Genomic DNA, 26,334 nt, shown 5'->3' with positions numbered 1-26,334 from the left:
AAACTTAGTTTAAAAATAGCAAAGCAATCGAAATCGGAATAAAACTCCAAAGCAGAATGATGACACAAAATCCCATAATGTCTTTAACCTTTAATCCGGCAATCGCTAAAAGAGGTAATGCCCAAAATGGCTGGATCATGTTTGTCCAGGCATCCCCCCAGGCGACAGCCATCGCCGTTTTGGCGGTGCTTACGCCAAGGTCCATCGCAGCTGGAATCATAATCGGGGCTTGAACGGCCCACTGTCCGCCCCCGGAAGGGACGAAAAAGTTAACGATCCCGGCACTGATGAAGGCGAGCACAGGAAACGTGAATTCGGTTGAAATGCTCACAAACCAATTCGACATTTGCTCAGATAAACCAGAAGCGACCATCATGCCCATGATTCCTGCATAGAAAGGGAATTGAATGATGATTCCGCCAGCATTTTTCACTCCATCGTTTACACTGTTCAAAAATCTTCTTGGTGTCTGGTGAAAAAGGATTCCGAGGAATAAGAAAATAAAGTTCACAATATTAATATTGAGGTCAAAACCGTTTCTGACAAAGTGGTAGACGATGAAGGCCAGTCCAAGCGCCCCAATTAAGTAAGAGATGATTTTGCTGTTTTCCATCCGTTCGGCCGGGGTCAGGTCGGCAGTTGTGGCGGCCATTTGCTTTTCAGCCTTATCTTCGTTTTCTAAGAAGTCGAGATTGTTTTTACTCAGGTCACCACTGGATTTCAGTAACCACAAGTTAAGTAGAGGAAGAGATAGAAGTAAAGTCACGATAATAAAAATATTCATGCTGCTGAATAAGGTGTCTGTAATAGCGATGGAGCCAATCGAATCGACTAGAAAATGGTCTTCTGTCGCAATGGTCAATGGAATGGATCCTGAAAACCCTCCGTGCCAAAGAATGAATCCACTATAAGCACTGGCCATCAATAAACGATAATCCACGTTTGGTACTCGTCTCGCTACATGGACGGTCAGGAGCGCACCAGCTACAAGTCCGAAACCATAGTTGATCACACAAGCAATTCCAGCTACGAAAGTAACTAATAAAATGGCTTGTCCCGGAGTTTTCGCGAGCGTACTAATCTTAGATAAAGCAGATTTAACTAAAGGGGTATTCGCAAGTATGTATCCCGTGACAACGATCAAAGACATTTGCATGGCAAAGGCGAGCAGGTTCCAAAAGCCATCTCCCCAAAATTGCACCATTTGTCCTGGTGAGCTACCTGTGAAGAAAATCCCTAATCCAAAAACGACAAGTGTCAAAATGATGGCGAACAAAAACGCATCTGGTAAGAAACGCTGCACCATCCGGTCGAAAAAATTTGTGATTCCTCGAAGCATCCTAAACAACCTCCTAAGTATGTAATCGCTTTCAACCATCACAATAAGTGTCCATCAGTGAAGAGGAAATTTCAAGACCCAAGTGTAATTTTTTCCTTGTCAAAAGTTAGAAATAGTCATATACTACATTACAACACTAATGCACCCATTCAGAGAGAAGGTGATCCATTGATTCTCGATACCGACGGCTTAAAGCCAATCTATATTCAAATTGCCGAGTGGCTGGAAAGCGAAATCCTGCATGGGAATTTCCAGGCCGATGAGAAAGTGTATTCACAATATAAACTCGCCGACTTGTATAACATCAACCCGGCAACAGCCGCCAAAGGTCTGACGAAGCTTGCTGAAGAAGGTATTCTTTACGACAAACGAGGACTCGGCAAATTTGTCTCGACCAACGCTAAATCAATCATCGTCGAAAAACGCAAAAATCAGACACTGAAAAACTTAGTCGAGGATCTCGTCACAGAAGCCGGAAGACTGGAGCTTTCAGTGGAAGACACTATTAAGCTTGTCAAGGATGCTTGGAGAGGGGAAAAGGGATGAAGGCAATTAAATGTAAGGATTTAAATAAGCGTTTTTATCGGAAGACCGCGCTGAACGACCTTTCTTTTTCTGTGGATGAGAATAAAATTGTCGGTGTGATCGGCAGAAATGGAGCAGGAAAAACGACGCTGCTGAAAATACTCTCGGGGTTACTAAAGGAGAAATCGGGGGTCATCGAAGTTTACGGGAGAAGACCGTTTAACAATTTGTTTGTTTCTGCAAATACGATTTATATCGATGATGCTATGAATTTCCCAGCGGCGCTCAACTTGAAAGAGATTCTTGAGGAGGGGAAGCGTTTTTATCACCATTGGGATCATGATTTAGCCCTCCGTTTGTTTGAGTACTTCGGTTTTGATTCGAAACAGCGGCACAATGAACTATCCAAAGGGAAAGAAAGCACGTTTAATATGATCATAGGTCTTGCTTCAAGATCACCGCTTACAATTTTTGATGAACCAACGACAGGAATGGATGCAGCGGTCCGAAAAGACTTTTACCGTGCGTTACTGAAGGATTATTTGGTGCACCCTAGAACAATTCTATTATCGACGCATCACTTGGAAGAAATGGAAGATCTGCTTGAAGAGGTACTCGTGATTCATGAGGGAGCCTTGAGGCTGCACATGTCGATGGATGACTTGAAAGAATATGGAGTGGGAATCACAGGAAAGAAGGATGTGGTTGATTCTATTCTGAAAGAAAAAATGATTCTATGGAAAAAAGAACAGACGTTTGATACTTGTTATGCCGTGATAAAAAACGACCTTACGGATGATGACTATCAGCGTCTGAAGGAATCAGGGATACAAGTCTCCCCCGTTAAAGTGAATGATCTATGTATCTACCTGACTGAATCTCAAAATGGCAAAGGGAGTGTGGATGATGTCTTTGATCGAAGTGCAGACGTCTGAAATCGTTAAGCGGCAAATCGGATATAAATGGAGGGCATATACAGGCGTCTTCACTTCTCTCGTGGTCATTCAGCTTCTCGGACTTTTGTTTTCGTTGAACGGCTCAGGTTCGATGGGGAGTGGGAGAACAGGATACGATGTGAACATCACCTATTACACAGCAGACATCGTCGTCGGTTTTACGATTTTCTGGGGCTTTTTGACGGCTTTTCTATTAACGACGAAAGCTTACCGGGAAGATGATTTCGCATTTGTCACGAACAGGCAGACGAGTACACTTTCAACGATTGCCTTCCTGTTTATGATATGTGTGATCGGCTCGCTGACCGCTTTGATGTCCAGTTTTGCTTTGAAACTGTTTGCCTATGCTGTTTTGCCGGGAGAAGAAATGCTTTTTACCCAGGGAGTCGGTACTGTGAGTGCATGGCTGCAAGGCATTCTTGCGACCATTCTCATCGTTTTTCTGTTCAGCAGCCTAGGCTATTTGGCCGGAATGATTGTTCAGTTGAATAAAATGCTCGTCATTATTCTTCCGATTGTCGTAGTGGGTTTGATGATTTTATTATCGCGAGGCGGATTACAAGTTCAGGTGTACTTCTTTGAATTCTTTTTTGAAGAAAGCAATGCGTGGCTTTTTACACTTAAGACCCTCTCTGCTACGACCATTTTCTATGCACTGGCTGTCCTCGTTTCCAATCGTTTGGAGGTGAAGCAATGATTATAGTAGCTTTCTTGCCAGTCCTAATATTGCTTGCGGTTTTCATTGCATTAAGTCTTCTCATTAAGAAAAGTTCCCGATTCGGTTTTGGGAGAGGGAAGACAGGGTTCTGGATGCTTATTGGATATACTTTCCTGTTAGTGGCTTCAGCGGTTATTTTTTTGGCGCTTCCAATTGGAAACACTGAATTGCGAGGACAGGAGAGTGAGGAGGAGGAAGAACAAAAGTCTCAGCAATTTTATGAAGCGGTTCATCAAGGGAAGATGGACAAAATGGAAGAGTGGCTCATCCATGAATGGTCGTTTCCTTTTAATGAAGAACAATTGATTCTTCAAGTGATAGAAAATGATGTGAACAGCATCAATATTTTTGTGGAGCATACGGAAGATCTTACAGAGACTATGGAGGCTTTCTATTATCAGACACCGATGATGATCAATGGGTATAAAGTGGAAGAGAAATATATGCCAGCAGTAAATGTGGATATGAGGACACTTTCGGTAGATCCAGGAGAGAAAAAGGATCTGAGATACAAACTGTTTGGTTCTGAGTTTCCTTTCCGCTTGTTTGATAGGAAGAAAGGGTCGATGTGGGTGGATACAATGGTTTCCCATTGGAACGGATCCGCTCTTTATATCCGTGTACCTGAAAGACTGGATGTTGTTGCTGATCAGAATGCTTATACAGAAGTGGACCCATCATAAAAAGAGAATGGAAGTTTATCTTCCATTCTCTTTTTATGATTTAGTTCTTTTTTTTTGCCGCATCCACAGCCGCCTGATTTTTTACGAGTTCGTTTTCTTGATATTTGGGTGGTGTTTATCTCGCTATTTTGTTGTTGTGTTTTTTGTCTTAAAGCTTCTCGATGCTTTTTCCTTCTCATGTTTCCTTCTCCTTTCTTATATATATCATAAGCAGTCCTTCCATTATGGAGACGGCTCATCCAAGTCTGTAATCGGTTATGGTAAGGAAAGTGATAAAAAGTGAACTCTTAACATAAAATGGACCAATCGGTTTTCTGTTAAAAGGGGGCGGAGTGTGTGAAAAAAGATCCTATCCAGTTACAGCAAAAGTTGATTTATTATAGGGCTGAATTGGACAAATACAAGAAAAAGGTGAAGGATTATCAAGATAATTATCATTACTCCCAACTAGAGAAATTAAAAGTAGAGAACGAAGAATTACAAGAGACAATTCAGCAATGGAATAACGAAGAATCTGTCTTAAATGGAGAATTAACGCGAAGAATTCAAGGGTTTGAGGAACAAGTAAACCGTTATGAGGAACAAGAGAGAAAATATAAGAGTGAGATAAAGGATTGGCAAAATACAGCCATCGAGTGGAGCAATAAGGAAAAAGAATTATCTGGTCAAGTTCAGGATCTGGAAGGCGGACTGGCAGAGACAAGAAGAAGACTCTTCCAATCTCAAAAAGATCTTTCCATGTTACAAAGGAGCTATGCAGAAATTCAGCAAAAACTACAAATAGTTACGGAAGCTAAATCGGAAGCCGAAGAGGAAGTGAATAGACTAAAAGAACATATAGCAGAAAGCAAGAAAAGCTTTTCTCGTGAAATTGAGAAAGTGGAGGTTGAATGTAGACAGTTAAACGAGCAATTGGAGCAAAAAAAGCAAATGATCATCCAAGTACAACGAGATTTTTCTTTTCTACAAAATCATTTCAATAATGAGCGGACCGCGAGACTTAATGAGCAGCAAATGAAAAAAAGAGCTCAACAGGAATGCATAACAATAAGAAAACAATTGGATGAATCCAATCAAACACATTCAAAAGCAGCGGAAATTTGGAAGCAGAATAAGGAAGAGTTAGAAAGAATGAATGAAGAACTTACTCAGCGTTCACAAACCTTCATGGAAGAATTAAAAGGTGTGAACGATTCACTCACTAAAGCGAGAGACGATTATTCAGAATTAGAAAACACCTATCGGAAAGAAAAAGAACAGTTTGAAAAGGAAAGGCTGAAAGAGAAACAAGACGCCGATAAAGAAGTGAATAAATGGAAAAAAGAGTGTCATACCTTCAAGGGAGAAGTGAAAGGGTTACAAGAAACTCTTTCTGCTAATCAAGTGGAAACAAAACGCATGCGCACACAAATAAATAAGCTTAGTAGCGAATCAGAAAAGCAGAGGAAAGAGAACGAAGCATTGAAAAGAGAGTTGGCTGCTTTTCAATCTCCTCCCTATTTAGAACAGATCGGAGAAGGGGAGTTTTTTTCTCAGATGGAGGAACACATGAGGTACATCTTTGGAGAAGAAGTTCCGCCTGCTGGCAATCAGGAAGGAAAAGTCGCCTTCATGAAAGTTTTAGAACAGAAGTTGGAAGAACTATCGACGAATCTTGAGGAAAGAAATGAAGATAAAGAGTAAAAAAGACGCCTGAGTGGCGTTTTTTTTTTTGTGAAAACCCATTTTTATAATATGTAAAAGATACGATTTCACACAATTGGGCGTTCGCACATAAATTAGCTGTAGAGGTGGTGAAAATGAAAGATGGCCTAAGGGAATCTATGACGGACCCTTTACAAATGGAAAAACAAGAGTGGAAAAAGCGGCAGATGCAGCATCGCCTCAAGCAGATACTGACCATTTCATCGCCAATTTTCATTGTATTACTATGGGAGTTTTTATCACGAACGGGACTGATTGATGCGCGTTTCTTCCCGCCACCAACAGAGATCGTCGGCACGTTCTGGGCAATGGGGATGAGCGGAGAACTGTTCCATCATGTCGGGATTTCTTTGTTTCGTATTTTTGCCGGGTTTTTGCTCGGGGTCATACCCGCGGTGGTGATCGGTCTTTTGATGGGACTTTACGGACCAATCCGCCACTTCCTTTCACCTCTTATCATGGCATTGATGCCGATCCCGACCCTTGCGCTTTTGCCAATCATCATTATTTTATTCGGCGTCGGTGAAGTTTCCAAAGTTGTGACAATTGCTGGGAGTGTGTTTTTCCCTGTTGTCATTAATACGGTGGCGGGTGTTGTGAACATTGACCGCATTTATTTGGATGTGGCGAAAAATTATGGAGCGGATTCGAAGCAGTTTTTCTTCAAAATTGCTCTGCCGGGTTCCCTTCCGGTCATGCTTGAAGGTATTCAAATGGGGCAGGCAATTGCGTTGTTGACAATTGTCGCAGCGGAAATGATGGGGGCTAACTCAGGGATTGGGTATTTGATCTGGACATCGTATAAAGCCTTTTTGTTAAAAGAAATGTTCGTTGGACTTGTACTCATTTCGTTTTTCGGCTATTTGTTTTCGATCATTCTCCGGGGACTGCAGGCCAGGTTGCTGCCATGGCGCTAACTGAAGAAAGGAGCGAGAGGGATGGAGGCTAAAATATCGATTAAGGATTTAACGAAAGTTTTTTACAAAAAAGAGACCCGCGTAACAGCATTAGAGGGGATCTCGCTTGATATTGAGGATGGGGAATTCGTTTGTCTCGTCGGACCAAGTGGGTGCGGGAAAACGACTCTTTTGAGGATTCTCGCTGAGCTTGAAAAGCCAAGTGGAGGGACTTTCATGATTGCGAAAAGTAAAAAAGAACGTCCACTGCAGTCGATGGTTTTTCAGGAACGCGGGGTCATTCCGTGGTTGACGGTTGAAGGCAATGTCAGTTTCGGATTGAAGATGAGGCATATGCCTGCAGACGTAATCAAGGAACGGACGGCTTATTACTTGAATAAAGTGGGACTCGAGAAATTCGCCAAGCTCTACCCGAAAGAGCTGTCCGGGGGAATGAAACAGCGTGTCAGTATTGCGAGGGCATTTGCGAATGATCCGGAAATTCTTCTTATGGATGAACCTTTTGCCGCGCTCGATGAGCAGAATAAATTCATCTTGCAGGAAGAACTTCTGAATATATGGTCAGAAACGAAGAAAACCGTTTTATTTATCACCCATAGTATAGATGAAGCGCTCCTACTTAGCGACCGGATTCTGTTAATGAGTTCCCAGCCCGGTAAGATTATCGATGAAAAGAAAATTGACCTTCCGCGGCCGAGGAATATGGAGCAGGTACGTGCGGACCCTTTAATGGCGGACCATTTTGTGGGAATTTGGAAACATCTTCAGGATGAAGTGCAGCGTTCGCGTAAATAATGGAAGAAAGGGGATTGGAATCCCATGATGAGAAAAGTATGTCATCTGTTTTCTTTTTTGTTTATCATCTTCGTATTGTTCGGCTGTGCCTCCGGGGATAATGGGGAGGATACGGGCGGCGGTGAAATCATCGACGGCGATTTTGCTCCATTAAATAAGAAGGCGACGGTAGTCATAGCCGAAGACGGGGCTGCATCGGGAGCCGGATTTTATATCGCCGAGGAAAAGGGATATTTTGATGATTACAACATCGATATTAAGTTCACGACGTTTGCGAATAGTGACGACATGCTTCCAGCGCTGGCAGCGGGTGAAGTGGATATTGCCGGCGGCGTTTCCACGGCCTCCTTTTTCAATGCCATCGCCCAGGGCATAGACGTGAAGATCATCGCTGATAAAGGGCACTATTTTGATGGAAGCTCGTATTTCAGCTTTGTGATCCGTGAAGATCTGCAGGATGAAATCAGAGAGTATAGTGATTTGAAAGGAAAGCGGATTGCGGTTTCATCGAGGAATGCTGTGGATGATTATATCTTCCAGCGGATGCTCGAGCACGCGGGACTCACCGAAGACGACGTAGAATTCGTCCTCATGTCTGACTTTGGAAACATGCTTGCAGCTATGGGCAACAAGTCGATTGATGCCGCTCTTCAAATCGAGCCATTGATCACTCAAGGGGAAGCGCAGAACCTGCACGTTCGTTTCGGTGACGCCACAGATTTCGCTCCGGATGCACAAATTGCGATGGTCCTTGGATCTCCTGATTTTATTGAAAAGGACACCGACGTTTCCGTCCGATTTATGGCTGCTTATTTGAAAGGGGTACGCGATTACAATGATGCGTTCCTTTATGATGAGGGGCTGGGTGAAGTCATTGAAATCATGACAAAGCATACGGCGTTGAAAGACGCTGATGTTTGGAAGAAAGTTGGTGTAACAGGACTCGATCCGAACGGGGAAATGTTCATCGACGATATTGAGAAACAGTTCGAGATGTATGACGCGAACGGCGCCATCAGTGGAGATATAGACTTCAATGATGCGATTGACACCTCTCTTTCGGAAGAAGCGATGGAAGTGATCGGGCGCTACGATCGATAACACTTTTTCTGCAAAATTCTTGTCCATTCACAGTTAAAAAAGAAAAGCAGCATTTAAGAGCGCTTCTTAAGAAGGGAAGGCACCTGACTCAGGTGCCTTTTTGTATGTACTTTTTTTACAATAAAATTTTAAAAAACTGACATATTATTTTAAAATGAGTCAATTGGAATAGTAGGAAAGCTTTGGAAAATGAAGGTAAATAGAACGATTAGGGCCTTAAGTGGTATAGACGACTATATCTATTTCCGTTACGCTTTTATTACAAAATGTAAACGTTTGCAACAATATTTCTCCTGTACCGACATTATGAAGGACTTTGTTTTTCGAAAAATGTTTTGCAAAAGGGTCTTTTTGGATAGGAAGGCACCTTTTACAAATAGATAAATCAAGGAGGAATGGCGAATGAGATTGGCTGGCAAATGGATGTTGATCTTCACACTGACCATTGGCATGATGCTGCCGTCATGGTTGATGGGTACAAAGGTGGAGGCAGCTGAAAGTGACGGATTATCAGATTTAATCATCTTTGAGAATGTCCCACAGGCAGATGTAGCGATGAAAGGGAACGAGTTTGCTCTTTCCGCACTGAATGTGTATGAAGACGGACATTTCACTAAAGTGAGTGAAGGACTCGTTTGGAAATCGGAGAATTCAAACGTTGCTACTGTCGAGGATGACGGTACGGTCACATTTACAGGAAAACCAGGACGAGCATGGGTAACGGTATCGAATGGCCATTTCGAAGACAGGATTGCCTTGGACTACAAGCCTGATCGTTCAAAGGACAAGAAAGGGAAACCTGATTTCAAGCCTTCCATTAAGAAGGAGAAAGGGGATCGGTATGACCTCGTTCACCACGCACTCGCCAACATGACAATGGAGGAAAAAGTCGGTCAGATGCTCATGCCTGATTTCAGGAAATGGGAAGGCGAAAACGTGACAGAAATGCTCCCTGAAATTGAAGAGATGGTACAGAAATATCATCTTGGCGGAGTCATTTTATTCCGGGAAAACGTTGTAACAACGGAACAAACAGCGAAGCTTGTTTCTGAGTATCAAGCGGCCTCTGAAAAATACGGCCTGCTTATGACCATTGACCATGAAGGCGGGATTGTGACACGTCTTCAATCGGGGACGGACATGCTCTGGAAACATGGCCCTGGGTGCCACGCGTTCGGAAGAAATCGCTGAAGACGTAGGATCCGTGATCGGAGCTGAACTATCCTCTCTCGGCATCAACATGAACTTTGCCCCTGTCATGGATGTTAACAATAATCCTGACAATCCTGTCATCGGGGTTCGTTCTTTCGGAGAAGATCCGGAACTTGTCGGAAACATGGGTGTGGCGTATACGAAAGGGCTGCAGCAACAAGGGGTAGCGGCAACGGCCAAACACTTCCCGGGTCATGGGGATACGGCGACAGACTCCCACCTTGGTCTTCCTGAAGTCCCTTACGACCTGGAGCGTCTAAAGGAAGTTGAACTGTATCCGTTCCAGAAGGCGATGGATGCAGGGATTGATGCGATTATGACCGCTCATATTACGTTTCCGAAAATCGATGATACGAAAGTAATTTCTCAGAAGGATGGGTCTGAAATTGCACTTCCAGCCACTCTTTCTGAAAAAGTACTGACAGGATTGATGCGCGAGGAGATGAATTATGAAGGAGTCGTCGTTACGGACGCTTTGAATATGAAAGCCATCGCCGACCATTTTGGACCTGTCGATGCCGTTATTCGTGCAATTAATGCCGGAACAGACATTGCGCTCATGCCTGTAGGTCTCGAAGAAGTTGCTTCAGGTGTCTATGAAGCTGTAGAGTCTGGGGAAATTCCAATGACTACGGTTGAAGACTCTGTCGAACGGATCCTTACATTGAAATTGAACCGCGGCATCATTAAAGAAGAAACTCCACAACCGCTGGATGAGAAAATCGCAGAAGCAGAAGAAGTCGTCGGATCAGAGGCGCATAAAGCTGTAGAAAAAGAAGCGGCTGAACGTTCCATTACACTTGTGAAAAATGAGGGGGTCCTTCCTTTAGAAGCCTCAGGTGATGAAGAGGTTGTGGTTATAGGTAACTCGTTTATTGGTGACCTTGCAGATGCTGTATCTGACCACCATTCAACTACGACCATGATCAGAACGGGTGAACGTGAATTAACGGCCGAGCAAGAACAGATGGTAGCAGAAGCGGACAAAGTCATCTTCGGAACGTACACGTACAATGTGTACACGCGTTCGGCAGCCCATCCACAAATGCAATTGATGCAGGATGTAATGGCGAACACTGATGCAGAAGTGATCGGTGTTGGCATTCGAAACCCTTATGATATTATGGCTTATCCAGAAGTGGATGCTTATATCGCACAGTACGGATTCAGAGACGCAAGCTTCGAAGCAACGGCCGCTACCATTTTCGGTACTAACAATCCAACCGGCCAACTGCCTGTAACGATTCCAGGAGCCGAAGGTGGCGTATTGTTTGAATATGGAACGGGACTGAGTTACTAGGATACAACTTTTTTAAGAAGAGGGGCTTCGGGCCCTTCTTCATCATAATCAAAAGGGAGAGGGTTATTTTGAAAAAGTGGTTGATGCTTGCAGTCGTTTTGATCATGACATGGTCGACATTCTCTGTTGTTTTCGCGGATCATAACGGCAATCCTGGTAAACACAAAGGACACGATAAAAAAGCAGAACCTTTCAAGCTTGGAGTAGAAGTCCTTTTAGATGAAGAAAAAGATCTGATTGAAGGTAAGAATGTGGGTCTGATTACAAACCCGACCGGTGTTGATCAAAACTTAAACAGCATCGTCGATCTGTTACACAACGACGAGGATGTCAACTTGACGGCGTTGTATGGCCCTGAACACGGGGTCAGGGGAAGCGCGCAGGCTGGAGAGTATGTCGAGTTTTACACAGATGAAGAAACAGGGCTTCCTGTCTATAGTCTTTATGGAAAGACACGTAAACCGACTCCGGAAATGTTAGAAGACGTCGATGTGCTGCTGTTTGATATTCAGGATGTAGGCACACGTTTTTACACCTATATCTACACGATGGCTTATGCGATGGAAGCAGCTCAGGAAAATAACATTCCATTCATCGTACTTGACCGTCCGAATCCTCTGGGTGGAGAAAAAGTGGAAGGTCCCGTATTGGATGAAGATTTCAAGTCCTTCGTAGGTAACTATCCGATCCCGCTTCGCCATGGAATGACAGTCGGGGAGCTGGCGAAGTTATTCAACAACGAATTTGAGATTGGTGCGGATTTGACGGTTGTGGAAATGCAAGGATGGAAGCGGAGCATGGACTATGATGAGACAGGACTTGAATTTGTCGCTCCTTCACCGAATATGCCGACTGTGGATACAGCTTTCGTTTATCCAGGAGCGGCCTTGATCGAAGGGACGAATGTTTCTGAAGGTCGCGGCACGACACGACCTTTCGAATTGATTGGTGCCCCTTTCATTAATAGTACGGATCTAGCTGCAGAAATGAACGCCTACAACTTACCGGGGGTAAGGTTTAGAGCGGCATCCTTTACACCATCCTTCTCGAAACATGCAGGGGAATTGACCCATGGTGTGCAGATCCATGTCATCGATCGTGAAGAGTTTAATGCTGTAGAAACCGGTGTCTATCTCGTGAAGACGATTCATGACATGTATCCGGAAGACTTCGAGTTCCGTGCGGAAAATTCAGCAGGCGTTTCCTTCTTCGATCTTTTAGTCGGTAATGGATGGATCCGCGATGCGATCGAAAACGGCGAATCCGTCGAAGACATGAAAGATCGTTGGGAAGACGAGCTCAAAGACTTCAACAAAGTAAGAAAACACTACCTCCTCTATAAGAAATAACGTGATATATGGGATCATTTGACACACCAGGTCATCCATAATATGGATGACCTGGTGTGTATATTTTTTCCAGTTATCGTCAGTTGTTGAGTCCTCTGTCTTAAGTGGAGGCAGAATTATTACAAGAGTGGTCATTTTATGATAAAATTTGGAAATATTCATACATATTTGACTAATGGAAAGTGAGGGAATAAGCATGGGTGCACAATCAATGTTAAGTGGCGTGTGGAGTCGCCTTTGGACGATGCACTACGAGGCGAAGGATTTATTGAGGTTTACGGTAACAGGAAATGGCGGTGGATCTTCGACGGTGACCCAGACGAACCAAAAGGATGAAGGGCACGACCCGGGCCCATCCTTTGATACGCGTCAAAAAGTAGGACTTTTTCTAGGACCAATTTTGTTTACGCTTACATTGTTGTTTTTAGAAGCGGATGGATTATCCCAAAGTGCTGTCGCAGTTTTAGCCAGTACCATCTGGATTGCCACATGGTGGATCACAGAGGCAATTCCGATTCCTGCCACCTCCCTTCTGCCGTTGATTCTTTTTCCTCTCACCGGAGGACTAGACGGTGGGACGACGGCTTCTTCCTATGGCGATAATACGATATTCCTGTTTATGGGTGGTTTCCTCATTGCCCTTGCGATGCAAAAGTGGAACCTGCATAAGCGGATGGCCTTGTTCATCATCGCATCCGTAGGGACAAGCACAGAACAAATCGTACTTGGTTTTATGGTTGCGACGGGGACATTGTCAATGTGGATTTCCAATACGGCCACGGCCATGATGATGGTCCCGATCGGTATGGCGGTCATCTACCAGGCTTCTGAACAGTTGAAGAAAAAAGGGGAAACGGTCGATCACGACAATTTTAATTTCGGAAAAGCTGTCATGCTCGGGGTCGCCTATAGTGCTTCTATTGGTGGATTGGCGACTCTCATTGGAACACCTCCCAACACGATTTTCAAAGCTGTAGTTGAACAAACCTACGGAATAGAGATTAGCTTTGCTGGCTGGATGGCGTTCGGTGTTCCGTTGACGATTCTATTTTTAGCGCTCGCATGGTTCTATTTAGTGAAAATTGCCTTCCCAATGAAGATTAAAGAACTTCCTGGTGGCAGAAAAGTCATCGGGGAAGAGAGGCGTGCGCTCGGGGTCATGAGTGTAGAAGAAAAAATCGTCATGACCGTGTTCGCTGTGACAGCAGTGGCGTGGATTTCCAGGTCATTTTTACTCGTAAACATCAATGAAAATATCAACGATACGATGATCGCGATGAGCGCAGCTGTCCTCCTTTTTCTTATTCCTTCCAAGAACAAGAAAGGTGATTACCTCCTGGATTGGGACACAGCGAAAGGGCTGCCGTGGGGGATCCTGCTTCTGTTTGGTGCAGGTCTTGCCATTGCCGCAGGATTTCAGGAAACGGGGCTTGCGGAATGGATTGGTACACAGCTAACGATTTTAGAGGGCGTCAGTCTGATTTTGATTGTTGTTATCGTTGCAGTACTAGTCATTTTCTTAACGGAAATTACATCAAACACAGCTACAGCTACGATGATGTTTCCAATTATGGCCTCACTGGCCAGCGCTATCTCGGTTCACCCATACAGCTTGATGATTGCAGCGGGGGTAGCGGCAAGCTGTGCGTTTATGTTGCCCGTGGCAACACCTCCGAATGCCGTCGTTTTCGGTAGTGGCTATTTGAGAATTCCAGACATGGCTAAAGCCGGACTGTGGCTGAATATTGCAGCTGTCATTTTGATCACAATTGCGATTTATTTCTACCTGCCATTCGTTTGGGGAATCGATCTAACAACATTTCCGGACCGTTTTAACTCATAACAGAGGATGATAGATATGGAAGCCGTACAAAAAAACAGACAACCCTATACACCAGGACAAAGTGAATTTTGGCGCGTCACCATTGCCTTAATGTTGGCTTCCTTATCCATATTCTCAACATTATATGTTTTTCAGCCATTGCTCCCTGTGTTTACAGACCTATTCCAAGTGTCGGCAACGGAATCCAGTTTACTCATGTCCGCTTGTGTCATCGCCATGGTCTTTGGTCTATTCATTCTCGGTTTTTCTGCTGATCGATATGGCCGCGCGACTGTCATGAAAGTCTCCTTGTTTATCACAGCAGGAACCCTCATCCTTTTGCCGTTCACTCCTACATTTGGATGGATGGTTGTGGTGAGATTTATCCAGGGGTTCTTTTTAGCTGGGATCCCTGCGGCGGCGATGGGATATTTAGGGGCAGAGGTAGCTCATAAACACTTGGGTCTGGCTATGACCTTATACATATCCAGCAATGCTCTCGGAGGAATGGGAGGAAGGGTCGTTGGTGGGTACGTGACGGATTTGTTTGACTGGGAGTCGACGTTATATATATTTGCTGCATTCGGACTGCTTTCAGCTTTTCTATTTTTAGTCCTTTTTCCAAAAGAGCGCTTCTTCGAAAAAACAGATCAGGCCATCAGTGATGATCTGAAGGGGATGCTTGTCCATTTGAGGAGTCGTTCGATGCTCGTCTTGTTCATGATGGGGGTTCTGCTTCAAATCGTCTTCACGGCGATTTGGACTTATATCCCATTTCATTTACAAGGGGACCCATTCAACTGGTCCTTAAAATGGATCGCCTTCACATATTTTGCTTATGTTTTCGGAGTCCTCGCGCCTCCACTTGCCGGCCGAGTTTCTGATGTGATTGGTTTGAAAAAAGTGATGTTCACTGGTGTGGCGGTCCTCATTGTTGGTACGGCTCTAACCGCGTTACCATCTGGAACGTTTGTACTCGTGGGACTCTCACTCATTTGCATGGGATTCTTTGTCGCTCATTCCATGGCCGCGGCCCTCGTCAGTAAATCCGCCACTCATCATAAAAGTGGTGCATCAGGATTCTACTTGATCAGCTATTACATAGGCGTAGCCATCGGAAGTACAGCCGTCGGTACCCTGTGGGAAAACTACCAATGGACAGGCGTATTGAGTGTAACCATCCTGCTGCTCCTCCTATTTATCTTCCACCCTTTTTATATGGATGAGTGATTTTCATCCATATTATGGATGACCTGGTACAACTTTTTTTGGTAATTACTCGTGTTATAATCTAGGGATATAGGTCATGCTTTCTATCATAAAGATCGGTATATATGATTGGTAGAAAGATGGATATGAAGGGGAGAGTGAAATGGGGAAGAAAACTCTAGTAAAAGGAAATCAGGTAGATAACCAGACACGCTGTGCGCACTATCACAGTGAAGTCGATGTCATCGCCATACGTTTTCACTGCTGCGGGGAATATTATGCGTGTTATTCCTGCCATCAAGAACAAGCAGACCATGAACCAAGTCAATGGCCAAAGCACAAATGGGGTGAGCGTGCGATCCTATGTGGAAGCTGCAGCCATGAGTTAACCATTCATGAATATATGAAGTCGTCTCAATGTCCCGTTTGCCAGCATGGATTTAATGAAGGCTGCCGCCTGCATTATCCTTTATATTTTGAGATGTAACCGTCCATCCTCATGGGCGGATTTTTTTATGTTGGAAGGAGGGTAAGAGGCATGTGAAAGTGACTTAACGCCAACCAAGGCTGGAAATAGAGAATGAAAATCTACTAAAAGAGCCGAGTCTATAAAAATAGACTCGGCTCTTTTTAAGTCATGCAAATTCATTCTCCTACAACAAACTCCAAGTTTCCTTCGAATTTAACCTCTTTCCCTAGCAGCACACCGCCAGTTTCAAGAGCCGCATTATAGGTTAAGCCATAAGCTTCACGATCGATTTTTCCGCTCACATCGAAACCTGCAATGGTGCTGCCATCCATCGGGCTCTTCGAAGTTCCGTTATATTCAACCGTGAAGGTTTCCTGATGAGTCACCTCTTTAATAGTGAAGTCACCGGTTACTTCAAATTCATCATCCGTTATCTTCTTGATGGAGGTGCTGCGGAATACAAGATTCGGGTATTGATCGGCTTCGAAAAAGTCCCCAGAACGAAGGTGTCCGTCGCGCTGTTCGTTCCCTGTATTAATAGAAGTTACCGGAATGGTAACGGTCACTTGGGCAGAAGGTAGATTATTCAGCTCACCGGAAAATGCCACGTCAAAAGTTTTGAATTCACCTTTGGCTTTTGAAACCATCATATGTTTGATTTGGAAGTTCAAGCTGCTGTGCACCTGATCCAATGTTAAATGAGTCATTTTATATTCTCCTTTGAAATAAAATAGTTTGAATTCTAAATAAAACTATACGCTCTATTTATTTTGAAGTCAAGATATTTTATGTCGAGATATTTAAAGTGTGCAAAAAAAGGCCCTGGACCTAGGGGTGTCCGGGCTGCCTGTAAGTATATTCATTTGTTCATTCGAAAATGGGCATTCAGTTGCCCGCGAAGCATTCGTTCCATCACCTTCCCTTTGTTGGAAGACTGTAAATCTTTACGGATTTCGTAGGTTTGTACACCTTCCTCTCGTTTGTCAGCGATTTGTAAGAGGGTTTCAACATCAGAAAAAGAATACTTGCGTGTTCCTCTCTTGGTACGTTCTGGATAAATCAATTCACGCTCCTCATAATAACGTATTTGTCTGAGGGAAAGTCCTGTGAGTTCATTGACCGTACCAATTGAAATGACTTTTTTGTGCTTGTAAGATGACATCACTTCTCCTCCTTGATGTTGCGCCTCCTTATGGTCGATCGACCCTTGAAGCGAGAGCTTCGAGCTCCGTTAATGTCAACGACCGGAGCATTTCATCAGAGGCTTGATACATCCCTGCATCAATAAGTTTTTGAATGTAATGTTCTTTCATACTTTCAACGGCGGTCCTCAGTTGGTTTTTCATTAAGGTTCACTCCCGTAAGTGTTAAATATTTGCTTCTTAGGTACAATGAATCGTCGGGGTGGAAAAAGAATCATGATCTCCTCCAATTCTTATCTGATGAATATAGAATAGCGGAAAAAATCTGATATGTCACTTATTGTGTTAGAAAATCTGACATTAATTAATTTTGTTGTTAAGTTTCATAACATGAACGCATTCGACTTTTTTTACCTCTACCTATAGAGAGGAAAAGATATTATAATAAAGAAAATACTGGATAAGGTGGGAGCATGGATGGCTTTAATGACTTCAGATCTAACAATGACAGATGCGCTTAATAGCATAGGAGAAAGCATCTTGCTTGCAGACCTCAATTATGATCTGGTGTGGATGAATGATGAGGCCAAAAATCTTTTTACAGAAATTGCTCCGTTACTCGGTTACAAAAGCTCGGATGAATTAATCGGAGAGAATATGGACAAGCTTCATGCCAATCCGTTAGAACGTCGAGATTTTAAGGGAAGATTGGATAAGAAGTATCAAGTGAGGATCAACGTAAAGAATAGGTTCGTCGCAGATACCGTGATTACCCCGATGAAAAATACAGAGGGAGAGACAAGTTACTATACCATCATGTTAATGGATGTAACGACAAAGGCCGAAGAAGAGGAACGGAAGGATCACCTTATTGAATCGCTTTCCATCCCTATCTTAAAAGTGTGGGACCATGCAGTGGCTGTTCCACTTATTGGTGATTTGGATGAAAAAAGAGTGGATCACCTGATCTCTTCTCTACTGAAAAAATGTACAGAAGGTGACATTCAATATGCCTTGATTGATTTGAGTGGAATCCATAAATTCAATGATCAGTTCAGCAGACACTTGAAGCAACTGAATCAGTCCCTCCAATTAGTAGGGACCGAATGCCTTGTGGTAGGAATTACACCAAAGCTGGCTCTTTCATTCCAATACTTTGATAAAGGTTTGAAAACATTTAAAAATACGTATGCAGGATTACGATACATCATACAACATGATTCTTAAGGAGACTTGACACCATTCAGGTCTCTTTTACATAGGAAGTGAAAACGTAGGGGGGTGACTCCTGACAGGAGGAGAACCACTCGTCAAAGATCTCGAAATTCAGTCTTCATCATATAGGGGCTGAAATAAAGATGGGGAAATTTAGTGCTGGCGTTTGATCTTTAGTTTACAATCCGTCCATTTAGTGAATTATTGGGGTAAAAGGACGGTGAAGGAACATGTGGATGAAACACTCATTCTTTAAGTACACCACGGCAGCTATACTTATACTTATTCTGTATTATTTCTTAGAAAAACTAGAGCTGTTGAATCCAGTGAAGACAATCTTCGGAACGTTATTTTATCCGATGCTAATTGCTGGGTTTCTTTTTTATATCTTGCGCCCTGTCGTGCACTTTATGGCAAGGTCAAAATTCTTCCCTCTGCCAGTTGCCATCCTGGCTGTTTTTGCAGTGATCGGTGCTCTCATTTATGGAGGTATCCGTTTTTTAGCAGGTACCATAAAAAAACAGATTACGGATATATCGGAGTTACCTGAAAAAATAAAACAGACAGCAGAAGAGGCGGGGCAAAAGCTCGAGCAAAACGACATGGGGATGGTGTCCGTCGTTTCCATTAAGCAGCGAGTAACAGAATATTTCGGTGGATTGACTCAGCAGATCGGGGAACACATGATGAGTGTTTTTTCGACCATCGCAGGAGCGACTACGGTCTTAATTATCGTTCCGTTTGTTTTGTTTTTCTTTTTGAAAGATGGCCACAAACTGGTTCCTTTCTTAAAAAGGGCTTTGCCGGAGAAACATAAACCCCGCGGGGAAAAGGTGCTTAAGGATTTAGATTATACGGTTTCTTCTTATATTATCGGACAAGCGACAATCGCTGCTGTGGATGGTGTTTTGACCTATATCGGTTATATCATCATCGGGCTTGACTATGCCTTAATACTCGGTATATTCGTCATGTTGACCTGTGTGATCCCTTTTGTTGGGCCAGTTATTGGCGCGATTCCTGCGATTGTAGTTGCTCTCATGCAGGAACCATCCATGGCCGTTTATGTGATCATCACATTTATTGTTGTCCAACAATTAGAGGGGAATTTAGTTGCCCCTCTGATCTTTGGAGAACGCTTGGATATCCATCCATTAACAGTCATTCTGTTACTTGTGGTGGCAGCTCCGTTGTATGGAGTGGTAGGGATGATCATCGCTGTTCCTACGTATTCCGTAATCAAAGTGTTGCTGAAGCATGGGTATGATTTTTACCGTCTCTATCATCCCTGAATAGAAAAAACGTCCAGGATTTTTCCTGGACGTTTTTAAGTATATAATCGTCAATTTTTGAAGTGGACGTTGCTTATAATAAAGCCGCTTTTCGGAAGCGCTGGGATCTTTTTTAAACTGTAGCTGTAATCTTGTTTCGGTACATCATACCCCAAGTGTTTAGTCATGTAACGGAAACTGGCTTGTAATACTTCAATGGTCGGCCATTCTCCCGGACAGCGGTGTCCTTTATAATATCCGCCTCCGCCTTGAGGGACTAAGTCGAACAATCCACCGTCCCAATCTATGAATCTCTCAGGGTTAAATTGATCTGGGTTCTCCCACACTTTAGGGTCATGGTTGATTCCGTAAATGTCGATCAAGACAAGCTGATCTTTTTTGAACGGGTATTGCTGCCACGTGAAATCATGGTCGACTCTTGCTCCGAGAAAAGGAACGAAAGGGAAGTAACGGCGTACTTCCTGTGCAAACTGGAATAAATATTCATCATCCAAAGCGACGCGTGTCTGAGTTTCTGGATGTTCATGAAGGGCAACACCACCGAATGCGATGAACTTAGAAATGGCTACTAGTGGACGGATGACATTCAGAACTTCAATGGCTGCCATTCGTGCGTCTAACGGTCGACCTTCTAAATCTTCATGCATAGCCATTTCGTGAATGGCTTTTCCTTTTTTTGCTTCGATATTCCCCTGCCGAACTTGTAAAATCAAATCTTCCACCCACTCTTCTGACCGTTTGCGTGCTCTTCGGCTTTCAATGTGCTTTGGACCGACCGCACTGAATCCATCGATCATATTACTCAAGTCTCTGGTTCTTTTCTTCACTTCTTTTTCGGCTAATGGGATGCCGGCCCATTCACATGCTGTCCGGCACAGCAGTTCCCGTGACTCGTCGTACAGTTTGACCTGTTTCATGCTGCTCCATTTTTTTGTGAAACGTGCCCAGTTTTTCGTCGTGATTTCATACAGTTCCTGAAGAGCCTCTGGAGTCATCAGGGACATGAACAGCAATTTGCGATGGGTGTGTGCATCCCCATCCATCGTCTGAATGGCATCTTCACCGAATAAAGTTTTCAAGACTCTCTTAGGGAGGGCATTTTTCCGGTTCATACGACTGGTGTCGTAAAACAGTTCTGCTCCTTCGATGCCGCTGAGGAGAGCCACCTTCTCTCCTAAAACCCTCGTTTCATAAACATCCAAATGATGATTTTGAACCCGTTTCGGTATGAAGTTGTACCCGTCTTTAAAAATAGCGAGTGTATTATCAATCGTCTTGTCTTTTGGCACTTTAACCGTCATTATGTAACGCCTCCTATACTAGCAATCTCATCATCTTCTTTATTCCTTTTTCTTCACCTGGATAAACTGTCTTAAAAAACTTCCTGAAACCTATTGAATTTTCATGCATGAAAATGTATAGTTACTAACTATCATGAAATGTGTATTTATACTTAATTATGCATAAAGATGACAGAGGAGGACGAATCATGGCTATTCAACAATCAAAAGCAAGCAGTATGCAAACATCTACATCCTATACAATGAAGCAATGGATGAAATTTCTTCTACCATCTTTGGTCGGGGTCTTATTATTCCTCGTTCCTATCTCTGTTGATGGACGGGTGACAATCGGACTTGGTTTGATGGCAGATGGGCTCCAAGCGGCCATCGGTCCCTGGATACCTTTGTTCATGACCATCGTCATCTCGCTATCAGCGATAGGGAGTGTCGGGGTCAAAGGCGTGAGTAGTAAAATAAGGAATCATCCATTCATAGCGAATGTTTTTGATGTTGGACCGTTCTGGATCGTTTTGCGTTTCCTTGGAGCAGCGTTTGCTATTCTGACGCTTCTCGAGGCAGGACCTTCTTATATCGGTTCTGAACTGACAGGGGGCGTTGTCCTCTATGATTTAATTCCCGTTCTTATGGTTTGGTTTCTATTTGCAAGTTTATTTATGCCGCTGTTGCTGGAGTTCGGACTGATGGACTTGATTGGAACGGTCGTAAGAAAAGTGATGCACCCATTGTTCAAGCTGCCCGGTCGTTCATCTGTGGATGCCATGGCTTCATGGATGGGGAGTGGGACGGTAGGTGTGTTGTTGACAACTCAGCAGTATGAAAATGGTTACTATTCCAAACGTGAAGCAGCAGTCGTGGCGAGTAACTTTTCCATTGCATCGATTGCGTTCAGTCTTGTAATTGCTAAATTTTTATCCATTGACCATATGTTTGTTCCCTTTTATTTCACGGTAGTGATTTGTGGAATCGTAGCTGCAGTCGTTTGTCCAAGAATTCCGCCGCTTTCCCTGAAAAAAGAAACCTATCACGAGCCGGTCGGAAAACAGATTGATGAAATTGTCCCAGAAGGTACATCGACATTCAAATTCGGTCTTGACCAGGCGGTAGCTAAAGCTGATCAAGTGAAAAGTACTGGATCAATAGTGAGAAAAGGGATCTTTAATGTAGCGGATATTTGGTTCGGCCTGATTCCACTCGTGATGGCTCTTGGGACCACCGCCCTTGTCATTGCAGAATTTACACCAGTATTCACATGGCTTTCCTACCCGTTCATTCCGTTTTTGAAACTGTTACAAATTCCAGAAGCAGCAGAGGCCGCACCGGCGATGATCGTTGGATTTGCAGATATGTTCCTACCCGCTGTTGTTGGAAGCGGAATTGAATCAGAACTGACTCGTTTCATTATTGGAGTCATGTCACTAACGCAGTTGATTTACATGTCTGAAATCGGGATTCTATTGATTAAATCAAAAATTCCAATCAACTTCTTCGAGCTTTTTGTGATTTTTCTGCAGCGTACGGTTATTACACTACCAATTGCCGCTCTGCTGGCTCATCTATTATTCTTTTAACGATTTTCTCAGGAATGGAGAAAGTGTTTAAACCGTAAAACAAAAGTTTGTAAAAAACATTCCTATTAAGGAATTACAAAAAACACCATGAAATTTGCATTTAACATCAGGAGGAACATATGACACAGCATTGGACACATCGATTAGAACGGATGTCAGAGAGACTCGCTCCAAGTATGGCTAAAGATCATCCGAATTTGCCAGTAGTGAAAGAAGAAGGTTGTTACTATTACGACGTAGACGGGAGGAAGTATTTAGATTTTACGTCTGGAATCGCCACGACGAATGTCGGTCACCGTCATCCGAAGGTAGTGGATGCAATCAAAGAGGGGGCCGACAGTCTTGCACATGGACCTTCGGGCGTCATTATCTATGAATCTATCCTAAAGCTTGCGGATCGCCTTGCTGAAATTATGCCTGGGAACCTGGACTGTTTCTTTTTTGGAAATAGCGGAACAGAAGCAGTAGAAGGAGCAATCAAGTTAGCGAAACATGTAACGAAGAGACCGTACATTGTTTCTTTCATTGGTGGCTTCCATGGAAGATCAATGGGAGCTTTAAGTGTAACAAGTTCAAAGAGTAAATATCGTCAGTATCTGCATCCCCAAGGCTCTTATCACATTCCTTTTGCAAGAATTGAAGATTGTCCTAATGGGGAAGATCCGGAAGAGTACACGGTCCGTCAATTAGAGAAAGACTTTCAGCGGCTGTTTGACCATCAAGTAACTTCTGATGAGGTCGCTGCGGTCATTGTAGAACCAGTACTTGGGGAGGGCGGCTATGTTGTACCTCCTAAAGCATGGTTGAAAAAGCTTAGAGAACTATGTGATGAGTATGGTGTTTTACTAATTTTTGATGAAGTCCAGACAGGGTTTGGGAGAACAGGCGAATGGTTTGCTGCTCATACGTTCGAAGTGGTTCCAGATATCATGGCCATTGCTAAAGGGATTGCGAATGGCATGCCTTTGAGTGCTACGGTAGCCTCCAAAGAGTTGATGCAACAATGGCCTCTTGGTAGTCATGCTACGACTTTCGGTGGGAATCCGATCGCTTGTTCTGCGGCTAATGCCGTTCTGGATGTAATGGAAGAGGAGAGACTGCTTGAGAATGCTAAAAAGCAGGGCGCTTATGCGAGCCATAAGTTAAGAGAGTTGCAGGAAAAACACCCTGTGATTGGGAATATTCGTTCAATTGGTTTGATGATAGGTATTGAAATCGTTGATCCTGTAACGGGAAAACCCGATAGTGAAGCGCTTTTTAAAATCTTGGATCAAGCACTTGAACGTGGAGTCCTATTTTATTTTGGTGGCAATAAAACTGAAATCATACGGATGATCCCGCCATTAACGGTTACAGAAGAACAAATTAATGAGGGATTGAAAATGTTTGAAGAGGCTTTGGTTTCTTATGAAAGTGAAATCGGAGTTTCTCCTATATAAGGAAGAAAAAAAGGCGTAGCTGAATAATCAGCTACGCCTCATTTATTTACAATAGGGGAGGTCATTACATGCATAGGTTTCGCTCCTCCTTTAATTTTTGTGGGGGTTTTACATCGCCGGTTCTTTTAGATAAGGTGTTGTCTTTTTTTATGGAATAGAGAACGCAGGGACGGGTAACGAGGTGGGATGATCGGATGCATATGATGATAAGTTTCCTTGATCCGCTTGGTTCGTTATTCATTCTATAGGCTAAGAAAACTTCTTAGAACTTGATATCTCATCTTCGAGTGTTGTAGAGTATGTAAGAGCTAATCAAGGTTATTTTGCTTTATTTAAAGCTTAAAGCGAATCCTGACTAAGGAGGATTAATATGGAAACGAAAGATTTGAATAAGGGGAATGGTTGGGCATTGATTCCGTTCGGGGTATTCATTCTGTTGTTCATCGGCTCTGGAATACTGACCGGTGACTTTTATAAAATGCCTGTATTGGTGGCTGTGTTTGCCGCTATTCTCGTTGCCCTTTTCATGAATAGAAAAACAGCTTTTCAAGTGAAATTACAACAGCTGACGGAAGGCGGAGGTCATTCTAATATTATTTTGATGGTAATCATCTTCTTATTGGCCGGTGCCTTTTCTACAGTCGCAGAAGGGATGGGAGCTGTTGATTCAACCGTCAACTTAGGTTTGAGTATATTGCCGGGGAACTTGCTCATCGTGGGGTTGTTTATCATTGCTTGTTTCATTTCCATCTCTATGGGTACATCTGTAGGAACAATTGTTGCTCTGGCTCCCGTGGGAATGGGCATTGCAGAGCAGACCGATGTTGCAGTCGCACTGACGATGGGAGCGATTGTAAGTGGAGCGATGTTTGGAGACAATCTTTCCATTATTTCTGATACGACGATTGCCGCCGTCCGTACACAAGGAACAGAAATGAAGGACAAGTTCAAAGCAAACTTCTTTATTGTTCTTCCGGCTGCGATTGTTACGGCTATTATTTTTGGTGTGTTGACTACGGATGCAGCTTCCACGCTTCAAGATGACCATCCGTTTAACATTGTAAAAGTGTTGCCTTATCTTGGTGTTCTAATTTTTGCAATCATGGGTATCAATGTCATCTACGTCCTTATGGGAGGTATCGCCTTTGCGGGTATCATCGGCCTCTTTATGGGAGACTTTTCTGGAATGGAATTTGTGACTCTCTTAGGAGATGGATTTGCAGGCATGCAGGAATTGGCCTTGCTGGTCATCCTGCTTGGGGGACTTGTTGAATTGATTCGTCAAAATGGCGGCATTGATTTTCTTCTTCGAAAAATAAGTAGAGGTGCTCAATCGAATCGAGGTGGAGAGTTCAGTATTGCAGGATTGGTAAGCGCCGTGAACGTATCTACGGCCAATAATACGATCTCCATCATGACAGCTGGTCCTCTGGCTAAACAAATTTCAGAACGGTTTGGGATCGACTCCAAAAGGTCAGCGAGCTTATTGGATATCTTCTCCAGTTCTGTCCAAGGCTTGCTTCCGTATGGTGCACAAATTCTGTCAGTGGCAGGGGTAGCAAGCATTTCACCTGTCAGTATTGTTCCTTTCTGTTTTTATCCGATCCTGCTAGCTCTCTCGGGGGTTCTAGCTATCGTATTTCGCTTTCCCAAATTTACGATTCGAAATTTAATGGATTCAAAATAAAAGAATAGGGAATATTCACAGTACCAGGCGTTCCGTCTGGTACTGAATTTATGAATCAGGTTTAATTTAAAGAGGAGATTGATTTATGGAAGTTTCCATTAAGGACATCAACAGGAGTCATATTGAAGTGTTGCATAAGTGGGAAATGGATGAAAAATTACAAGTGCAAACAGGTGTGGATGTTCCACGTACATATGACCAATTTTTTAAAGCTTATGAATCCTACTTCAATGGTGAAAAACCGAATTTATATATGAAAGCCGTGGTTTTGGATGGCCGTTTAATCGGTAAAGTGGAACTGTTCCGAACACCAGACAAAAATTTTATCGGTATGGTGATCGCTGAAAAGAGGAACTGCGGTGTTGGAACAGAGGCTCTTCATTTATTTCTTGCAGAGATCCTTGGTCTTTTTGGCATGGAAAAAGTTTTTGCGGAAGTGTATGAGGATAATCAGGGAAGCTTGCGATTTTTTGAAAAGAACGGATTTGTACCGACAGGAGAAATTACAGAAGAATGGTTTCGAGGTAAATCAAGACGATTAGTAACATTGAAAAAAGAGCTTAAATGACGCCTGTCCATTACGAAAAT

24 protein-coding genes and 1 pseudogene are annotated in these 26,334 nt (G+C 43.3%); 19 read left to right on the top strand and 6 right to left on the bottom strand.

Annotation, left to right across the window (positions count from 1 at the left end; all coding sequences use genetic code 11):
• Nucleotides 1–4: 4 nt before the first annotated feature.
• On the bottom strand, nt 5–1,339 hold the full coding sequence (locus LC065_RS01285; RefSeq protein WP_306163688.1) for a short-chain fatty acid transporter: 1,335 nt from the start codon (nt 1,337–1,339) through the stop codon (nt 5–7).
• Between the two features lie 168 nt (nt 1,340–1,507).
• Between LC065_RS01285 and LC065_RS01280 the strand changes: the two genes are divergently transcribed.
• From LC065_RS01280 to LC065_RS01265, 4 genes are read left to right on the top strand one after another with little or no spacing between them, the layout of a single operon-like run.
• Nucleotides 1,508–1,885: a GntR family transcriptional regulator gene (locus tag LC065_RS01280; RefSeq protein ID WP_226593942.1), complete on the top strand. Its 378-nt coding sequence runs from the start codon at nt 1,508–1,510 to the stop codon at nt 1,883–1,885.
• A complete protein-coding gene (locus LC065_RS01275; RefSeq protein ID WP_226593944.1) occupies nt 1,882–2,799 on the top strand; it encodes an ATP-binding cassette domain-containing protein in 918 nt (305 codons plus the stop codon). The genes LC065_RS01280 and LC065_RS01275 overlap by 4 nt, the downstream gene beginning before the upstream one ends.
• The gene (locus tag LC065_RS01270; protein WP_226593946.1) at nt 2,771–3,517 is read left to right on the top strand and encodes a hypothetical protein; all 747 of its coding nucleotides are present in this window, start codon (nt 2,771–2,773) and stop codon (nt 3,515–3,517) included. The genes LC065_RS01275 and LC065_RS01270 overlap by 29 nt, the downstream gene beginning before the upstream one ends.
• Nucleotides 3,514–4,221, top strand: a complete 708-nt coding sequence (locus LC065_RS01265; protein ID WP_226593948.1) for a hypothetical protein — start codon at nt 3,514–3,516, stop codon at nt 4,219–4,221. Before LC065_RS01270 ends, LC065_RS01265 begins: the two co-directional genes overlap by 4 nt.
• Here the strand turns inward: LC065_RS01265 and LC065_RS01260 are convergent.
• Nucleotides 4,197–4,400, bottom strand: coding sequence for a hypothetical protein (locus LC065_RS01260; RefSeq protein ID WP_306163687.1), 204 nt, complete (start codon nt 4,398–4,400; stop codon nt 4,197–4,199). The genes LC065_RS01265 and LC065_RS01260 overlap by 25 nt on opposite strands.
• A gap of 157 nt (nt 4,401–4,557) precedes the next feature.
• On the opposite strand from LC065_RS01260, the gene LC065_RS01255 reads away from it, so the two are divergent.
• From LC065_RS01255 to LC065_RS01215, 9 genes and pseudogenes are all read left to right on the top strand, one after another.
• Nucleotides 4,558–5,904, top strand: a complete 1,347-nt coding sequence (locus LC065_RS01255) for a coiled-coil domain-containing protein (protein WP_226593951.1) — start codon at nt 4,558–4,560, stop codon at nt 5,902–5,904.
• Nucleotides 5,905–6,020: 116 nt separating this feature from the next.
• Nucleotides 6,021–6,842, top strand: coding sequence for an ABC transporter permease (locus tag LC065_RS01250; RefSeq protein ID WP_226593953.1), 822 nt, complete (start codon nt 6,021–6,023; stop codon nt 6,840–6,842).
• Between the two features lie 21 nt (nt 6,843–6,863).
• Nucleotides 6,864–7,637 (top strand): ABC transporter ATP-binding protein, encoded by a 774-nt coding sequence (locus tag LC065_RS01245; protein WP_226593955.1) that lies wholly within the window; start codon nt 6,864–6,866, stop codon nt 7,635–7,637.
• A 27-nt stretch (nt 7,638–7,664) separates the two neighbouring features.
• Nucleotides 7,665–8,738 (top strand): ABC transporter substrate-binding protein, encoded by a 1,074-nt coding sequence (locus LC065_RS01240; protein WP_226594132.1) that lies wholly within the window; start codon nt 7,665–7,667, stop codon nt 8,736–8,738.
• A gap of 402 nt (nt 8,739–9,140) precedes the next feature.
• Nucleotides 9,141–11,250: pseudogene (locus tag LC065_RS01235) on the top strand (glycoside hydrolase family 3 N-terminal domain-containing protein).
• Nucleotides 11,251–11,318: 68 nt separating this feature from the next.
• Nucleotides 11,319–12,599, top strand: a complete 1,281-nt coding sequence (locus tag LC065_RS01230) for an exo-beta-N-acetylmuramidase NamZ family protein (RefSeq protein ID WP_226593957.1) — start codon at nt 11,319–11,321, stop codon at nt 12,597–12,599.
• 211 nt (nt 12,600–12,810) lie between these two features.
• Nucleotides 12,811–14,442, top strand: coding sequence for an SLC13 family permease (locus tag LC065_RS01225; protein WP_226594136.1), 1,632 nt, complete (start codon nt 12,811–12,813; stop codon nt 14,440–14,442).
• Nucleotides 14,443–14,457: 15 nt separating this feature from the next.
• The gene (locus tag LC065_RS01220) at nt 14,458–15,651 is read left to right on the top strand and encodes an MFS transporter (protein WP_226593959.1); all 1,194 of its coding nucleotides are present in this window, start codon (nt 14,458–14,460) and stop codon (nt 15,649–15,651) included.
• 142 nt (nt 15,652–15,793) lie between these two features.
• Nucleotides 15,794–16,117 carry a CHY zinc finger protein gene (locus tag LC065_RS01215; RefSeq protein ID WP_226593961.1) on the top strand — a complete coding sequence of 108 codons (324 nt, stop codon included), beginning with the start codon at nt 15,794–15,796 and terminating at the stop codon, nt 16,115–16,117.
• A 158-nt stretch (nt 16,118–16,275) separates the two neighbouring features.
• On the opposite strand, the gene LC065_RS01210 is transcribed toward LC065_RS01215, so the two are convergent.
• From LC065_RS01210 to LC065_RS01200, 3 genes are all read right to left on the bottom strand, one after another.
• Nucleotides 16,276–16,806: a YceI family protein gene (locus tag LC065_RS01210; RefSeq protein ID WP_226593963.1), complete on the bottom strand. Its 531-nt coding sequence runs from the start codon at nt 16,804–16,806 to the stop codon at nt 16,276–16,278.
• A gap of 152 nt (nt 16,807–16,958) precedes the next feature.
• On the bottom strand, nt 16,959–17,261 hold the full coding sequence (locus LC065_RS01205; protein ID WP_146815517.1) for a MerR family transcriptional regulator: 303 nt from the start codon (nt 17,259–17,261) through the stop codon (nt 16,959–16,961).
• Nucleotides 17,262–17,289: 28 nt separating this feature from the next.
• The gene (locus tag LC065_RS01200; RefSeq protein WP_226593965.1) at nt 17,290–17,445 is read right to left on the bottom strand and encodes a Fur-regulated basic protein FbpA; all 156 of its coding nucleotides are present in this window, start codon (nt 17,443–17,445) and stop codon (nt 17,290–17,292) included.
• A 273-nt stretch (nt 17,446–17,718) separates the two neighbouring features.
• On the opposite strand from LC065_RS01200, the gene LC065_RS01195 reads away from it, so the two are divergent.
• Nucleotides 17,719–18,468, top strand: coding sequence for an STAS domain-containing protein (locus LC065_RS01195; protein WP_226593968.1), 750 nt, complete (start codon nt 17,719–17,721; stop codon nt 18,466–18,468).
• 218 nt (nt 18,469–18,686) lie between these two features.
• Complete coding sequence (locus tag LC065_RS01190) at nt 18,687–19,748, top strand: AI-2E family transporter (protein WP_226593970.1); 1,062 nt, start codon at nt 18,687–18,689, stop codon at nt 19,746–19,748.
• Between the two features lie 50 nt (nt 19,749–19,798).
• Here the strand turns inward: LC065_RS01190 and LC065_RS01185 are convergent, their stop codons facing one another.
• Nucleotides 19,799–21,049, bottom strand: a complete 1,251-nt coding sequence (locus LC065_RS01185; protein WP_226593972.1) for a CYP152 family fatty-acid peroxygenase CypC — start codon at nt 21,047–21,049, stop codon at nt 19,799–19,801.
• A 188-nt stretch (nt 21,050–21,237) separates the two neighbouring features.
• Between LC065_RS01185 and LC065_RS01180 the strand changes: the two genes are divergently transcribed.
• The 4 genes from LC065_RS01180 to LC065_RS01165 all read left to right on the top strand — a co-directional run bounded on the left by LC065_RS01180 (nt 21,238) and on the right by LC065_RS01165 (nt 26,314).
• Nucleotides 21,238–22,620 (top strand): YjiH family protein, encoded by a 1,383-nt coding sequence (locus LC065_RS01180; protein ID WP_226593974.1) that lies wholly within the window; start codon nt 21,238–21,240, stop codon nt 22,618–22,620.
• Nucleotides 22,621–22,739: 119 nt separating this feature from the next.
• Complete coding sequence (locus LC065_RS01175; protein ID WP_226593976.1) at nt 22,740–24,059, top strand: aspartate aminotransferase family protein; 1,320 nt, start codon at nt 22,740–22,742, stop codon at nt 24,057–24,059.
• A gap of 370 nt (nt 24,060–24,429) precedes the next feature.
• Nucleotides 24,430–25,746 carry a Na+/H+ antiporter NhaC family protein gene (locus LC065_RS01170; protein WP_226593978.1) on the top strand — a complete coding sequence of 439 codons (1,317 nt, stop codon included), beginning with the start codon at nt 24,430–24,432 and terminating at the stop codon, nt 25,744–25,746.
• A gap of 85 nt (nt 25,747–25,831) precedes the next feature.
• Nucleotides 25,832–26,314: a GNAT family N-acetyltransferase gene (locus LC065_RS01165; RefSeq protein WP_226593980.1), complete on the top strand. Its 483-nt coding sequence runs from the start codon at nt 25,832–25,834 to the stop codon at nt 26,312–26,314.
• Nucleotides 26,315–26,334 lie beyond the last annotated feature (20 nt).

The sequence above is a fragment of the Halobacillus litoralis genome (assembly GCF_020524085.2).
Taxonomy (GTDB): Bacteria; Bacillota; Bacilli; order Bacillales; family Halobacillaceae; genus Halobacillus; species Halobacillus litoralis_E.
Note: the sequence above shows the minus strand (reverse complement) of the source record. Positions and strands in the feature narration are given on the sequence as shown.

What these genes read in the sequence shown, in the direction of transcription:
- LC065_RS01190 (WP_226593970.1), top strand. Translation starts at nt 18,687, where the DNA reads ATGTGGATGAAACACTCATTCTTTAAGTACACCACGGCAGCTATACTT.
- LC065_RS01165 (WP_226593980.1), top strand. Translation starts at nt 25,832, where the DNA reads ATGGAAGTTTCCATTAAGGACATCAACAGGAGTCATATTGAAGTGTTG.
- LC065_RS01195 (WP_226593968.1), top strand. Translation starts at nt 17,719, where the DNA reads ATGGCTTTAATGACTTCAGATCTAACAATGACAGATGCGCTTAATAGC.
- LC065_RS01250 (WP_226593953.1), top strand. Translation starts at nt 6,021, where the DNA reads ATGAAAGATGGCCTAAGGGAATCTATGACGGACCCTTTACAAATGGAA.
- LC065_RS01220 (WP_226593959.1), top strand. Translation starts at nt 14,458, where the DNA reads ATGGAAGCCGTACAAAAAAACAGACAACCCTATACACCAGGACAAAGT.
- LC065_RS01170 (WP_226593978.1), top strand. Translation starts at nt 24,430, where the DNA reads ATGGAAACGAAAGATTTGAATAAGGGGAATGGTTGGGCATTGATTCCG.
- LC065_RS01265 (WP_226593948.1), top strand. Translation starts at nt 3,514, where the DNA reads ATGATTATAGTAGCTTTCTTGCCAGTCCTAATATTGCTTGCGGTTTTC.
- LC065_RS01205 (WP_146815517.1), bottom strand. Translation starts at nt 17,261, where the DNA reads ATGTCATCTTACAAGCACAAAAAAGTCATTTCAATTGGTACGGTCAAT.
- LC065_RS01240 (WP_226594132.1), top strand. Translation starts at nt 7,665, where the DNA reads ATGAGAAAAGTATGTCATCTGTTTTCTTTTTTGTTTATCATCTTCGTA.
- LC065_RS01245 (WP_226593955.1), top strand. Translation starts at nt 6,864, where the DNA reads ATGGAGGCTAAAATATCGATTAAGGATTTAACGAAAGTTTTTTACAAA.
- LC065_RS01270 (WP_226593946.1), top strand. Translation starts at nt 2,771, where the DNA reads ATGTCTTTGATCGAAGTGCAGACGTCTGAAATCGTTAAGCGGCAAATC.
- LC065_RS01215 (WP_226593961.1), top strand. Translation starts at nt 15,794, where the DNA reads ATGGGGAAGAAAACTCTAGTAAAAGGAAATCAGGTAGATAACCAGACA.
- LC065_RS01210 (WP_226593963.1), bottom strand. Translation starts at nt 16,806, where the DNA reads ATGACTCATTTAACATTGGATCAGGTGCACAGCAGCTTGAACTTCCAA.
- LC065_RS01260 (WP_306163687.1), bottom strand. Translation starts at nt 4,400, where the DNA reads ATGAGAAGGAAAAAGCATCGAGAAGCTTTAAGACAAAAAACACAACAA.
- LC065_RS01275 (WP_226593944.1), top strand. Translation starts at nt 1,882, where the DNA reads ATGAAGGCAATTAAATGTAAGGATTTAAATAAGCGTTTTTATCGGAAG.
- LC065_RS01175 (WP_226593976.1), top strand. Translation starts at nt 22,740, where the DNA reads ATGACACAGCATTGGACACATCGATTAGAACGGATGTCAGAGAGACTC.
- LC065_RS01200 (WP_226593965.1), bottom strand. Translation starts at nt 17,445, where the DNA reads ATGAAAAACCAACTGAGGACCGCCGTTGAAAGTATGAAAGAACATTAC.
- LC065_RS01225 (WP_226594136.1), top strand. Translation starts at nt 12,811, where the DNA reads ATGTTAAGTGGCGTGTGGAGTCGCCTTTGGACGATGCACTACGAGGCG.
- LC065_RS01180 (WP_226593974.1), top strand. Translation starts at nt 21,238, where the DNA reads ATGGCTATTCAACAATCAAAAGCAAGCAGTATGCAAACATCTACATCC.
- LC065_RS01185 (WP_226593972.1), bottom strand. Translation starts at nt 21,049, where the DNA reads ATGACGGTTAAAGTGCCAAAAGACAAGACGATTGATAATACACTCGCT.
- LC065_RS01285 (WP_306163688.1), bottom strand. Translation starts at nt 1,339, where the DNA reads ATGCTTCGAGGAATCACAAATTTTTTCGACCGGATGGTGCAGCGTTTC.